Consider the following 13244-nt stretch of genomic DNA (forward strand, 5'->3'; position numbering starts at 1 on the left):
GGTCGGTCATGTGAACACCACCGCCCCCACCACGATCAGCAGCAGTCCGGCGAGCAGCCCGCTCACGTAGAGCTGGACGTTGCCGTTCTGGGCGAGGCGGAGCAGCCCGGACAGCCCGCGCGCGCCCCGCCCGGAGCCGCGTACGGCGCCGTCGACCACCACGTCATCGGTCCTGACGACCAGCCGGGCCATGGCCAGGACGGGGCGCGCGAACACGGCGGCGTACAGGGCGTCCACGTAGAACGCGCGCTCGCACGGTACGCGCAGCGGCCCCAGCAGCCGGGCCGGATCGGTGAGCGGCGCCGAGCGCCAGACCGCGTACACCACCCCGGCGCCGAGCACGGCCAGCACCACCCCGACCGCCGCCACCCCGAGGTCGACGTGGACGCCGACGGCGAACCCGAGCAGCAACACCGGCACCACCAGCAGCGCCACCGGCACGAGCATCGTCGGCGGCCCTTCCCGCACGTCGATGACGTGCGCCGTGCCCGGTTCGGGCTCCGGCAGGGCGACGACGGCTCTGCTGTCGCCGAAGAATGTCCGCAGCCACGCTCTGGTGGCGTACGCGCCGGTGACGGCCACGGTCGCGAGCGCGCATCCGTACAGGAGCAGGGCGGCGGCGTCGGTGAGGCCACCGCCGGCGAGCGCGCCGTCCATGGCCGCCAGCACGGCGTCCTTGCTGAAGAAGCCGCTGGCCGGCGGCAGGCCCATCAGCGCGGCGAATCCCACGGTCATCGCCGCGAACGTCACCGGCAGCGCTCGCCGCAGACCGCCCATCTGACTCATCAGGTTGGAGCCGATGTGGTGGATGACGACGCCCGCGCACAGGAACAGCAGCGCCTTGAACGCGCCGTGGGTCAGCAGGTGGAAGATCGCGGCCTTCGCCGATCCGGCCGCCAGACCGCCCGCCATGTAGGCGAGCTGGCTGATCGTGGAGTAGGCGAGCACACGTTTGAGGTCGTCCTGGGCGAGCGCCGCCAGGGCGGCGCCGAGCATGCCGAGGGCCGCCACGACGGCCAGCACGTCGAGCGTGGGGCGGGCGGCGGTGAACGCCGGGAAGAGCCGGGCCACGATGAAGATCCCGGCGGCGACCATGGTGGCGGCGTGGATCAGCGCGCTGATCGGCGTGGGACCCGCCATGGCGTCGGGAAGCCAGGTGTGCAGCGGCACCTGGGCGCTCTTGCCCGCCACCCCCGCGAGCAGCAGCATGGTGGCGGTCACGAGCGTGGCCCCGGACATCTCGGGCACCTTGGACAGCACGTCCGAGACGCGGAAGCTGCCCGCCGCGAGCCCGAGCGTGAACAGGCCGAACAGGAATCCGACGTCGCCGAGACGGGTGACCAGGAACGCCTTGACCGCCGCGCGGGAGTTGGCGCGGTCCTCCCACCAGTGGCCGATGAGCAGGTACGAGCAGAGACCCATGATCTCCCAGCCCACGTAGAGGACGAGGAGGTCACCGGCGTAGACGACGAGCAGCATCGCGCTGGTGAACAGGCTGACGAACGCGCTGTAGGACGGGTAGCGCGGGTCGTCGTGAAGGTAGCCCACGGAGTAGACCTGCACGGCCAGCGCGACCAGGGTGACGAGGACGCCCAGGACGGCGGAGAGGTCGTCGGCCTGGAGGGTCAGGGAGATGGGGATGCCGCCGGTGGCGATCGTGCCGTAGGTGTGGCCCACGGGCTGTCCGGGGGCGGCGTCGGCGAGGTACGCAAAGCCGGGCGCCCAGGCCAGGGCGATGGCCAGCACGGCGGAGACAGCGGTCGGCAGCACGGCGAACCAGGCCGCCCACCGATGCGCCCTCCGGTCGTCGCCCCTGCCGGCCGGGCCACCGGGGCCTCCCAGGGTGCCGGCCGTGGCCGGGCGGACCTGCCCGTACGTGGTCGTACGGTCGTGTGTCGTGCGGGCCTGTGTCGTATGGTCCCGTGTCGCGCGGTCCTGTGTGCGTGTGGTCGGTGTGGGGGCCGTGATGGTCCCAGGTGAGAGCCGGTGGGCTGTGCGGCGGTGGGGTAGGCGGGACAGGAGAAGGCCCGCCGCGGCGGCGACGAACGGCAGGAGTACGACAAGAAGCGGGAAGGTCGTCACCGGTTGCCTCCTCGCTTGGCGTCGCTCCCTCGCGGGGCGGCCGGGTCACCGTTACGTGGCGGGACGGCCTGGTCGGTCGGCCGTGTGCCCCCGTCACCGTCTCCTGGCTCGGCGTCCTGGTCGTTCGGCGGCTTGGCTCGGTCGCCGTCGGGCAGCCGGGTGGCCTGGTCGCGCCCGTTGCCGGTCGTGTCGCGTCGTTCGGCGCGCTGTTGGGCGTGCTCTTCGCTGACCGGGGCCTCGTTGACCGCGGCCTCGTTGACCGCGGCCTCGTTGACCGCGGCCTCCTTGACCGGGGCCTCGTCGGCCGGGGATGCCGGGTGGGGGCTCCGTGCGGGCTCCGGGGAGTCGGTGGGCGCGGTCGTGGAGTATGTCGCCGGTTCGGACAGCTCGCGGAGGCGGTCGATGTCGACGGTTCTGCGGTTGCGGAAGAGGGCCAGGATGATGGCCAGGCCGAGGCCCACCTCCGCCGCCGCGATGACGATGACGAACAGCGTGAGCACCTGACCGCTGTGCAGCCGGTCGCGCAGCCACACGTCGAAGGCGACGAGGTTGAGGTTGACCGCGTTGAGCATCAGCTCGACGGACATCAGCACCAGGATCGTGTTGCGGCGGGCGAGCACGCCGTACACGCCGATGGAGAAGAGCAGCGCCGACACGACGGCCGGGTAGACGATGTGCATCAACGCCCCCCGGTCCGGCGCTTCGGCGGCTCAGGGCTGCTGGGAGACTCGCCCGCCGTGGCGGTCTTGTCTCCGGGCTCGTGAGGGTGGGCTGGAGGTGAGTCGGGCGAGGCGGTTGGGGGCTCGCGACCGGCGGACGCTGCCGCCGGCTCCGCGTCGCCGGCGGACGGCGCCGCCCGCGACGAGGTGCCCGGCGAGGTTTCCGACAGGGCGAAGTCTGCCGATGTTCTTGGCGGCGCGGCGCCTGGTGAGGTGTTCGACGATGGCGGAGAGCCGCCGCCCGGGATGTCCGTGCGGGACAGGACGATGGCACCGATCAGCGCGGCCAGCAGCAGCACCGACAGCGCCTCGAAGGGCAGCACCCACGTACTGAACACGCTGGCGCCGAGCTCCTTGGCCGCGCCCGGGCCGGGCTTGAGGGGCGCGTAGGCCGTACGGAAGCCGTCGACGACCACCGTCACCAGGACGGCGGCCGTGGCGACGGCGACCAGAGCGGCGACGAGCCGGTTGCCGCTGTCGAGGTCGGCGGAGCGGCCGATCGGGGCCCGCGTGAGCATGATGCCGAACAGCATGAGCACCACCACGGCCCCCACGTAGATGAGCACCTGCACCCAGGCGACGAACTCAGCCGTCAGCACGAGATAGCACCCGGCGAGCGCGCCGAAGCAGACCACGAGCCACAGGGCCGCGTGGACGAGCTGGCGCGTCGTGACGACGAGCAGCGCCGATCCGACCGCCACCGCACCCAGCAGCAAGAACACGATCTCTTGCCCGGTGGGTGACAGATAGGAGGGCACCGCCTCGGTCACTACTCCTCCTCATGCTCCCTGGGGTCGTCCGGGTCGAGACGCCCGGGCGGGCGGATGGAGCGAGGATCGGCCATCCGGCGCCTGCGCGGCCTCGGGCCAGAAGTCTGCTCTCCCGGCTCGGGGTTCGGCTGCGGCTCGCCCGAGGCTGTGGACAACTCTTCGCCGGATGAAGGGGCTGTGGATGACGGCTCCAGAGCCCCACCTTCCCCTTGGGGCTCTTGGGGGGCTTCCGGAGACATGCCACCCTCTTGGGCCGCTTGGAAGGTCTTTGGGGGGACGCCTTCCCCTTGCGCCGCTTCGGAGGTTTCCGGCGACGTGTCTTCCCCTTGCGCCACTCGGGAGGTTGCCGGGGACGCGTCTTCCTTTTGGGTCCCTTGGACGGTTTCCGGGGATATGCCGTCTTCTCCGGCCTGTTCGGGCTCACGGGTGAGAGGCCGTCCGCGGTCCGAGTCTTGTTCCTGGGACTTCAGGGCGGCCGCACGCGAAGTGTCGCCCTGGGGCGGCTCTGGGGGTTGGCCTTCCGTGGTGGGTGGTGTGGCTGGTTTGTCGCTCGACGGAGCAGATGGGGAGAGAGCGCCGGGCGGGCGGATGCCACGGACGTTGGCCATCGTGCGGGACGTGTCCCGCGTGCCATGCCCCGTGACGTACGTGTCCCCCGTGCCGGACGTGTCTGCCGTACGGGAAGTGGAGGGGCGCTCCGACGCGCCGGAGTCCTCGGCCGCAGCCGGGTGCCGGCCCGGCTCTTGCACGGGACCACCGGGTGCGTCTGCCACGCGGGGCTCGGAGGTCGCACCTCCAGAACGAGGAGCAGTGGGCGCATCTCCCGCACGGGGACCGGCGGGCGTATCTGCCGCGCGGGGACCGGTGGGCGTGCTTTCCGCACGGGGACCAGCGGGTGCGCCTGCCGCGCGGGGACCAGCAGGCGTACCTCCCGCACGGGGACCTGCCGGGCGGCGGGGGGCGGCCGCGAGTTCCTTGGGCGGCTCGGCGCCGGGGTCGTGGGCCGGTGGCGGCGGGACCGTGGGCACCCAGGCGCCGAGGCGGTCCTTCTCATGCAGCAGGTTGCGGATGTCTCCCTCTGCGTATTCGAACTCGGGAGACCAGAACAGCGCGTCGAACGGGCACACCTCGATGCAGATCCCGCAGTACATGCACAGGGAGAAGTCGATGGCGAAACGGTCGAGGACGTTGCGCTGACGCGGGCGTCCGCCCTCCGGCGCCGGGAGGGTCTCCTTGTGCGAGTCGATGTAGATGCACCAGTCGGGGCACTCGCGGGCGCAGAGCATGCAGGAGGTGCAGTTCTCCTCGACCAGGGCGATGACGCCGCGGCTGCGGGGCGGGAGATCCGGCTTGACCTCGGGATACTGCTGGGTGACGGATTTGCGCAGCATGTGCCGGAGGGTGACGGAGAGTCCCTTCGCCAACCCCACACCCGGTATCCGCGCCATGGTCATCATCATTGCGCACTTGGCCGCGCACGTGAATGCGCCGGTCGCGTTGTCCCCAGTTTTTCCACAGCTATCCACAGGTTATCGGGAGGTTATCCACAAGATGACTCCACAGCCGATATGGGCAACAGTGGGGCGATAGCCTTCCGGCATGTCGAACAGCCGGACGCGCGGTCCCAGTGGCCTGGCATGGGCCGCTGCGGTGCTTTGGGCCGCCCTGCCGCTGTTGACGTGCGGGATGCTGACGCCGTTCACGATCGCGTTCGCGGCGTACTGGCTGCGCAGCGTGTGGCAGGTGATCGCCGCCGCCTTCTACACCGTCTGCGTGGGCTCGTTCCTCATCGTCATCTTCGCGTACGACCGGTTCGAGGACATTCCGGAGCCGATGTCCTTGCTCATCTCGCTCGCCCTGGTCGTGACCTGGCTGGGCGGCGTCATCCACTCCGGCATCCTCGTGCCGCGCATGGTCAGGCCCCACCACCAGAGCCAGCCGCCGTTCATGGCCAAAGCGAGCCATCAGAGCCCGCATCCGTACGTTCCTCCGCGCGACATCCACCAGAGCCCTTCCCCGCACGTTTCCGGGCCCGACATCCACCGGAGGCCGTCTCCGCGCATTCCCGGCGCCGACATCCACCAGCGCACCACCGCGCCGACGTACCACCAGCGGACTCCCGGGGAGCCCGAGTGGATCGGGCACTACCGGGTGCTGCGATCACTCGGCAGGGGCGGGCAGGGCGCCGTCTACCTGGCGCAGGCGCCCAACGGCGCGCGCGTGGCGGTGAAGGTGCTGCACGACCTCGTCGACGAGACGGCTCGGGCGCGCTTCGCCCGCGAGGTGGAGGCGGCGCGCCGGGTCGCGACGTTTTCCACAGCCCGTGTGCTGGACGTGAACATCAGCGGGCAGCACGCGTACATCGTGAGCGAGTACGTGGAGGGGCCGTCGCTGGAGCAGCTCGTGCGCAACCACGGGCCGCGCGACGAGGACAGCCTCACCCGGCTCGCGTTATCCACAGCCGGAGCGCTCGCGGCCATCCACAAGGCCGGGATCGTGCATCGTGACTTCAAGCCGAGCAACGTGCTGATCGGGAACGACGGGCCGCGGGTGATCGACTTCGGCATCGCGCGTGCGCTCGACCAGGTGACCGTGACGTCGGGGAAGATGGTCGGCACCCCGCCGTACATGTCGCCCGAGCAGCTGACGGGGGCGGCGGTGGGCCCGCCGTCGGACGTGTTCAGCTGGGGGGTGGCGATGATGTTCGCGGCAACGGGACGGCCGGCGTTCGGCGAGGACACGGTGCCGGCGGTTTTCCACAGGGTGCTGACGGTCCACCCGGACCTGTCGCCGTTACCTCCCGGCTTACGAAGGGTCGTGGGGGCGTGCCTCCAGAAGGCTCCCGAGGACCGCCCTTCGGCTGCGGATGTGATGATGGCGATCATCCATTGACGGAGTGATCCGGCCCCCCTGCCCCCGGTCCACCGGCCTATCGGCCTATCCGGCCCATCCGGCCCATCCGGCCCATCCGGCCCATCCGGTGGGGCCTTGGGGGCCTGGGGGCCTGGAGGCATGAGGCCCTGGAGGCATGGGCAGCGGGCAGCAGCTAGCGGATGGCGGGCCACGGTCCTTGGGGCCCTGGCATGGGGCCCTGGGCAACGGGCGCATGCAGCAGGCCAAAAGCCACGGTCAGCGGGCATGGTGAGCGGGCAGCGGGCTCTGGGCTTCGGGCCTGCGGGCTTCGGGCCTGCGGGCTTCGGGCCTGCGGGCTTCGGGCCTGCGGGCTTCGGGCCTGCGGGCTTCGGGCCTGCGGGCTTCGGGCTTCGGGCTTCGGGCTTCGGGCTTCGGGCAGCGACGCATGGTCAGATGGCCAGGCGCCAGGTGTTCCACTCATCCAGCAGTGTGAAGCCCATCGCCTCGTTGATCGCCAGCATGTGGGCGTTGACCTTGGCGTTCCATGTGATGACCCGCTCCACCTGCGGTTCGTGCTCTCGCAGGCGCAGCAGGTTCGCCAGCTTGAGGAGGAGGCCGAGACGGTGGCCGCGGTGCGGACGGAGCACGGCGGTGTCGGCTTGGAACGCCCAGCCGTCCTGCCGCCCGGCGTCGAGGAAGATGCGGGTGAATCCGGCCGGCGTGCCGTCATCCACTCGCCGGGCCATCGCGGTGTAGCAGTCGACTCCACCCGGCACCATCTGCTCCTCCCGTGCGCGGACACGCTCGACGTCGAAGCGGGAGTGCTCCATGCCGGCGTCCGCCGGGGCGTCGTTCATGCCGCCCATCACCGCGCCCAGGTCGGCCAGGCGTTCCGGTGCGGTCGGGCCCGTCCAGAGCTCGACCGCGTAACCCTCCGCCGGGGGCCACATCCGCCGGAAGCCGGCCCAGTCGGCCGTACGCAGGTCGAGGGTGCGGCGGGCCTCTGCCACGGACACGGTGAAACCCTGTGCCAGGGCGAAGTGCGCCCCGGGCCCGTCGGTGGGGGTCTCCGCGAACAGCAGGCTGCGGCCGTTGGCGCGTGCCCGTCCGGCCGCCTCTTCCAGCAGGCGCGCGCCAATGCCGCGTTCGCGCCGATCGGGCCGCACGAACAACGGGTCCAGCCAGGCGATGTGCGTGTTGTCGTGCTCGGGGAACCTCAGCCGGTAGCCGGCCACGGGCTCGCCGCCCTCCTCCACCACGCGGACCTCCTGTCGCTGGCCGGACTCCCCGTGGGTGAACAGCCACTGGAAGCGCCGCCGGCTGAAGAGAGGGCCGGGCAGGTCGGCGAACGCCTGAAGGTAGGTGTCGTGGAGGCGGGCCAGGGTCGCGTCGTCGAGGATCGTCATGCGGGCGGGTGTCCCATCAGCAGCATGCGGGACATGTAACAGGATCGTGTCTGGTGGAGGCGAAGGATTTATCTGCCGACACCGACACCGACACCGACACCGGACGAAGGGCGGCGTCTTCGAGGGGGCGCAAGGTCACGTGCCTGGGTGAAGGGTCCCGAGGTCGCGTACCTCGGGGAGGACCGGGCTTACGGGCGCTGTCACGGAAGAGTCGGCTGCGTATCCGTCGTCAGGTGAGGACCTTCACCACGCCCGTCAGGGCCAGCTGGACCAGGGCCAGCGGGACCAGTCCCACCCACGCCAGCTTCTGGAGCTGGTCCTCGCGCAGCCGCGGGAAGCTGACCCGCAGCCAGATCACCACGAACGCCAGCGCGAACACCTTGACCAGCGTCCACAGCCAGCCCGGCAGCAGCGGGCCGTGCCAGCCGCCCAGGAAGAGCACCGTGGTCAGGAACGACAGCACCACGATCCCGACGTACTCCGACAGCATGAACAGGGCGAAGCGCATGCCGGTGTACTCGGTCATCGGCCCCATGATGATCTCGGACTCGGCGACGGGCATGTCGAACGGCGGCCTCCGCAGCTCGGCGAGCCCGGCCACGAAGAAGACCACGCCGCCGATGGCCTGCCACGGCAGCCACCACCACTGCCACGCCTCGACGATCCCGGGGATGGACAGCGTGCCCGCGGCCATCGCGACGGACGAGGCGGCCAGCACCAGCGGCAGCTCGTACGACATGAGCTGCGCGGCCGCGCGCATCCCGCCGAGCACGGAGTACTTGTTGGCCGAGGCCCACCCCGCCATGATCGAGCCGAGCACGCCGATGCCCATCACGGCGAGCACGAAGAACAGCCCGAGGTCCAGGTTCACCGCGACACGGCCCTGGTCGATCGGGATGGCGATCATCACGACGAGGTACGGCACCAGCGCCACCCCTGGCGCGATCATGAAGATGCGCCGGTCGGCGGCGGCCGGGATGACGTCCTCCTTCTGGGCGAACTTCACCCCGTCGGCGATCAGCTGCGCCCACCCGTGGAAGCCTCCCGCGTACATCGGCCCGAGGCGTGACTGCATGTGGGCCATGACCTTGTGCTCGGTCTGTCCCACGATGAGGGGCAGCACCAGGAACACGGCGAGGATCACGACGAAGCTGATCACCACGTCAAGCATGGGGCGCGGCCTCCTGGTCGGACTCGTCAGGCATCGGCAGTCGCTCCCCGGGCGAGGGCGTCAGGCACCAGATGCCGTCCCCGGGCGAGGGCGTCAGGCACCAGAGGCCGTCCCCGGTCGGGGTCGTCAGGCGTCGGGGCTGTCCCCCCGCACTCATCAAACATCAGGGGGCTTACCCCTGGCGCGTCAGGCATCGGGTGCCGTTCCCCAGTCGGCCGGGACTCCGGGCGGGAGCGTTCTGCGGCGGCTCGGCGCGCCGTGGCCCGACTCTCCCGGTTCCTTCGCGCCCGGCCAGGCCTTGGCGACCCGGGCGGCGAGGATGAAGTCCTTGCGCAGCGGGTGGCCCTCGAACCCGTCGGGCAGGAGGAGCGGCACCAAATTCGGGTGGCCGTCGAAGACGACGCCGAACATCTCGTACGTCTCCCGCTCGTGCCAGTCGGCGCCCCGGAACACGCCGACGGCCGAGGGCAGGCGCGGCTCGGCGCGCGGCACGCTCGTGCGCACCAGGACGCGACGGCAGGCGGCCGGGTCGTACAGATGGGCGACGATCACGAACGTCTCGGGCGGCTCGTCCACGCCGGTCAGCCAGTCGAAGAACACGTAGCCGGAGTCCCTGAGCGCGGTCAGGACCTCGATCCAGTCGCCGGGGTCCGTGACGTCGACGGTCGTCTCGCCGTACGACTCGGTGGTCTGGACGCGGTCACCGAAGCGCCTGGCCGTCTCCTCGGCGGCCGGACCGGACGCTCGACCGGCGGCCCCACCAGCCGTCCCACCTGCGGCTCTGCTGGCGGCCCCACCGGCGGCTCGACCGGCCGCTCCTCCGGCGGTCACGCGTCCCCCTCAGCGGAGCCGCGCAGGTCGCGAGCGGAGCCGCCGCGCCGGTCACGCGCCTCCGACGACTCCGGGTTCGGCGGGGCAGCGGGCGCCTCCGACGACACCGGGCGGGGCGGGGCAGCGGACGTTCCCGACGACTCCGAGCCGAGCAGCGTGGCAGGCGCATCTGACGACTGCGGGCCCGGCAGAGCGGCAGGCGCTCCCGACGACACCGCGCCGGGCTGAACGGCAGGCGCGTCCGACGGAGCCGGGTCGGGCGGGGTGCCGTGGGCGCGGGACCAGAGGTAGCGGTCGCCGAGCTTCTCACCGGCGATCTTCTCCTGCAGCTTCATGATCCCGTACAGCAGCGCCTCCGGCCGCGGCGGGCATCCCGGGACGTAGACGTCGACCGGGATGATCTGGTCCACGCCGTTGGTGACGCAGTAGGAGTCCCAGTACGGGCCGCCGGTGTTGGAGCAGGCGCCGAACGAGATCACGTACTTGGGGTCGGGCATCTGCTCGTACAGGCGCTTGACGGCCGGGGCCATCTTGTCGGTCACGGTGCCCGAGACGATCATGAGGTCGGCCTGCCGGGGACCGTTGGCGAACGGGATGACCCCGAACCTGATGAAGTCGTGCCGGCTCATCGACGTGGCGATGAACTCGATGGCGCAGCACGCCAGCCCGAAGTTGAACACCCACAGCGAATACCGCCGCCCCCAGTTGAGGACGAAGCGCATCGGCTTGGGAGCCAGCCGGGAGACCGGCCCCACGGTGGGCATCGGGAGATCCGTCGCTGCCATGTCTCCATTGTCCCGCGTGATCGGCGTGAGGAGTAGGTCCCGGCCTCCACGCGTCCGACCGGATCAAGTCCGGGCAGATCACGCCCGGCCCGATCAAGCCCGGCCGGATCAAGTCCCGGCCGGTTCAAGTCCGCCCACATGAACGCCGGTCTGATCGCGAAGGCGGGCCGGGGTCAGGTCCAGGTGAGGACGCGTTTGCGCCAGGCGTACAGGATGCCGAGCGCGATGAAGCCGAGGAAGACGAACATCTCCACGAGCGTGGTCAGCCCGTACCCGGGCGCGTCGAACACCGTCGCCCACGGGAACAGGAACACCGCGTCCACGGCGAACACCACGTACAGGTACGTGAACACGTAGTAGCGGACCTGCGACTGCGCCCAGCCCTCGCCCACGGGGTCGACGCCGCACTCGTACGTGGTCAGCTTCTCGGGGGTCGGCCGGGTGGGCCGGAGCAGCCGGTTGGCCATGAGGGCCCCCGCCACGATGGCCACGCCGATCGCGAACAGCGCGGCGACCAGCGCATAGGACCCGAAGTAACCGTCCACCTCCCGATCGTAACCCAGTCAAACCTCCGGACCTATAGTCCCAAATTGGGGTAAATGGGATGATCGCCCCCATAGCCTGGCAGCTATGCACAAATTGCGCTTCCTTGGTGGACTCGCGCTGCTCGCCCTCACGGCGGGCGGTTGCGGCCTGAGCTCGGGCTCCCATGAGCGCAACACCGTCGTGCCCGCGGACCCCACCCTCCTCGACTACGTCAACCCCTCGACGGTGCCCGGACTCACCTCACGGTCACTGAGTGAGGGCGAGAGCGCGCCCCGGTATGTGCACATCACCTATCCCCAGCTCAAGGGCGCGCCGGCACTCGGCACCGCGCTGCACAAGGAGGCCGAGCGGCAGCTCCACGCCTTCCGCACCGCCTTGTCGGCCGCCTCCTCCGACGCCCTCCGCCCCCGCGACCCCGGCACGGGACTCAAGGACAAAGACTCCGGCACAGGACTCAACGACAAAAAGGACAAGGACTCCGGCGCGGGCTACAGAACGGGCTCGGCAGGCCGCGGCACCGGGTACAAGGCGAGCAGACCCCCCGCCGACGGCGGCGCCCGCGCCCTCCCCCTCAGCGAGAGCGTCTTCACCAGCGCCTCCCTGCGCCGTCCCGAGCTGAACGTGCAGTGGCAGCTCACCGCGGCGTCCCCCGCCGTTGTGGGGGTACGGCTGCGCAGCGGCGAGTTCGTCGGCTACGGCTGGTCCCGCTCCACCAGGACCTTCTGGTACGACCGGCGCCACGACCGGGTCGTCGGCTCGGCCGGGCTGCTCGCGGGCAAGCCGGCGCTGCAGGAGGCGGCCCGGCTGGTCCGGGAGGGCCTGGAGTCGCGCGGGCAGGCCGTGGACCGCGGCTCGGTGACGGCCACCCAGGACCGCCTCGACTCGATGGCGTTCAACCGGATGGGCGACCTGGTCGTGGAGTTCGACGACTGCGAGATCGGGTCCTGCTCGCTGGGGCGCGTCGCGGTGGCCGTCCCGGCGTGGCAGATCCAGCCGCTGCTGTCGGAGACGGGCCGGCTCGCCCAGGCCGCCGCCACGACGGCGCCCGGGAAGACGGTCCTCCCCCCGTTCACCTCCGAGGACGATCCGGCCGACCTTCCCACCGCCACGGGCATCACCGCCCCGACGGAGGACAAGCCGCTGCTCGGCGCCGGGTCCCGGGCCGGCTCCGGCGTCCAGGCCGGAGCCCCCGTGGGGCCGCCGCGCCGGCACGTGGACTGTGCCAGGGCCAAGTGCATCGCCCTGACCTTCGACGACGGCCCGGGCCCCGACACGCCGCGCCTGCTCGACGAGCTGCGCAACGGCGACGCGCGGGCCACGTTCTTCGCCGTCGGGACCAGCGCCGAGGCCAACCCGTCCGTGCTGCGCCGCATGCACGACGAGGGCCACGTGGTCGGCAACCACTCCTGGGCGCACCGCGACCTGACGAAGCTGCCGCTGAACCGGATCGTCGACGGGTTCACGCGTACCCAGGACGTCATCACGGCCGGCACGGGGCGGATGCCCGCGCTGGCGCGCCCGCCGTACGGCGTGGCGAGCCCGGACGTGCTGGAGGCGGCGCGCCGCGTGGGCGTGGCGCTGGTCGGCTGGGACGTGGACGCGCGCGACACGCCCGAGGATCCCGAGGGCCGGGGAGAGGACGCGCGGGCGATCACCCGCCGCGCCGTCGGCGGCGCCCGGGACAACGCGATCATCCTGCTGCACGACACCAACAGCGCGACCGTTGACGCGGTTCCGGACATCCTCAAAGAGCTCAGCGGGAAGGGTTACACCTTCGTCACCGTTCCGGAGTTGTACGGCTCTCCAGGCATGGAGGCCGGGCACTTCTACCGCTCCGCGACGGCCGGCAAGGTGAACGGACCCTGAGACGGCGCACCCTTACGGGGCACGTATAGTTGGCCCTCGTGACCCGAACAGTCCTCTTCGCCCGCCTGCACGTCGACCTCGGCAGGCTCGCGTCGGCGCTGTGTCACCCCTAGCGGTTCAACGGCCTCCCCCTGACTGACACCGCGTTTACCCTCGTTATGCGCTGAGGAAACGTGTTGAACCTCGCGAGGATCTAGCATGGAACTGAGAACGCG

Annotated in this window: 10 protein-coding genes and 2 pseudogenes; 3 read left to right on the forward strand and 9 right to left on the reverse strand. The window is 71.1% G+C overall.

The window, feature by feature from the left end:
* Positions 1-6: 6 nt before the first annotated feature.
* From AB0H81_RS30115 to AB0H81_RS30130, 4 genes and pseudogenes are all read right to left on the reverse strand, one after another.
* A complete protein-coding gene (locus AB0H81_RS30115; protein WP_358381301.1) occupies positions 7-2082 on the reverse strand; it encodes an NADH-quinone oxidoreductase subunit L in 2076 nt (691 codons plus the stop codon).
* Between the two features lie 395 nt (positions 2083-2477).
* Positions 2478-2762: pseudogene (gene nuoK, locus AB0H81_RS30120) on the reverse strand (NADH-quinone oxidoreductase subunit NuoK); the annotation flags it as partial.
* Positions 2762-3571, reverse strand: a complete 810-nt coding sequence (locus AB0H81_RS30125; RefSeq protein ID WP_358381303.1) for an NADH-quinone oxidoreductase subunit J — start codon at positions 3569-3571, stop codon at positions 2762-2764. The gene AB0H81_RS30125 and the pseudogene nuoK, both read right to left, overlap by 1 nt.
* The gene (locus AB0H81_RS30130) at positions 3571-5031 is read right to left on the reverse strand and encodes a 4Fe-4S binding protein (protein WP_358381305.1); all 1461 of its coding nucleotides are present in this window, start codon (positions 5029-5031) and stop codon (positions 3571-3573) included. The genes AB0H81_RS30125 and AB0H81_RS30130 overlap by 1 nt, the downstream gene beginning before the upstream one ends.
* Positions 5032-5170: 139 nt before the next feature.
* Between AB0H81_RS30130 and AB0H81_RS30135 the strand changes: the two genes are divergently transcribed.
* Entirely contained in the window at positions 5171-6463 is a 1293-nt protein-coding gene (locus tag AB0H81_RS30135; protein WP_358381307.1) for a protein kinase, read from the forward strand.
* A gap of 410 nt (positions 6464-6873) precedes the next feature.
* Here AB0H81_RS30135 and AB0H81_RS30140 read toward each other — a convergent pair whose 3' ends face one another.
* From AB0H81_RS30140 to ndhC, 5 genes and pseudogenes are all read right to left on the reverse strand, one after another.
* Positions 6874-7830, reverse strand: a complete 957-nt coding sequence (locus tag AB0H81_RS30140) for a GNAT family N-acetyltransferase (RefSeq protein WP_358381309.1) — start codon at positions 7828-7830, stop codon at positions 6874-6876.
* A gap of 229 nt (positions 7831-8059) precedes the next feature.
* A complete protein-coding gene (nuoH, locus tag AB0H81_RS30145; protein ID WP_358381311.1) occupies positions 8060-9001 on the reverse strand; it encodes an NADH-quinone oxidoreductase subunit NuoH in 942 nt (313 codons plus the stop codon).
* Between the two features lie 186 nt (positions 9002-9187).
* A complete protein-coding gene (locus tag AB0H81_RS30150; RefSeq protein WP_358381313.1) occupies positions 9188-9832 on the reverse strand; it encodes an NADH-quinone oxidoreductase subunit C in 645 nt (214 codons plus the stop codon).
* 290 nt (positions 9833-10122) lie between these two features.
* Positions 10123-10554: pseudogene (locus tag AB0H81_RS30155) on the reverse strand (NADH-quinone oxidoreductase subunit B family protein); the annotation flags it as partial.
* 236 nt (positions 10555-10790) lie between these two features.
* Positions 10791-11162, reverse strand: a complete 372-nt coding sequence (gene ndhC, locus AB0H81_RS30160) for an NADH-quinone oxidoreductase subunit A (RefSeq protein WP_358381315.1) — start codon at positions 11160-11162, stop codon at positions 10791-10793.
* A gap of 85 nt (positions 11163-11247) precedes the next feature.
* Between ndhC and AB0H81_RS30165 the strand changes: the two genes are divergently transcribed.
* Positions 11248-13029, forward strand: a complete 1782-nt coding sequence (locus tag AB0H81_RS30165; protein WP_358381317.1) for a polysaccharide deacetylase family protein — start codon at positions 11248-11250, stop codon at positions 13027-13029.
* A 38-nt stretch (positions 13030-13067) separates the two neighbouring features.
* Complete coding sequence (locus AB0H81_RS30170; RefSeq protein ID WP_355437855.1) at positions 13068-13142, forward strand: putative leader peptide; 75 nt, start codon at positions 13068-13070, stop codon at positions 13140-13142.
* The last annotated feature ends 102 nt before the right edge of the window (positions 13143-13244 follow it).

Source organism: Nonomuraea sp. NPDC050691, from assembly GCF_040654455.1.
Classification (GTDB): domain Bacteria; phylum Actinomycetota; class Actinomycetes; order Streptosporangiales; family Streptosporangiaceae; genus Nonomuraea.

Coding starts and splice junctions, on each gene's coding strand:
- AB0H81_RS30130 (WP_358381305.1), bottom strand. CDS start 5,031: ATGATGATGACCATGGCGCGGATACCGGGTGTGGGGTTGGCGAAGGGA.
- AB0H81_RS30135 (WP_358381307.1), top strand. CDS start 5,171: ATGTCGAACAGCCGGACGCGCGGTCCCAGTGGCCTGGCATGGGCCGCT.
- AB0H81_RS30140 (WP_358381309.1), bottom strand. CDS start 7,830: ATGACGATCCTCGACGACGCGACCCTGGCCCGCCTCCACGACACCTAC.
- nuoH (WP_358381311.1), bottom strand. CDS start 9,001: ATGCTTGACGTGGTGATCAGCTTCGTCGTGATCCTCGCCGTGTTCCTG.
- AB0H81_RS30165 (WP_358381317.1), top strand. CDS start 11,248: ATGCACAAATTGCGCTTCCTTGGTGGACTCGCGCTGCTCGCCCTCACG.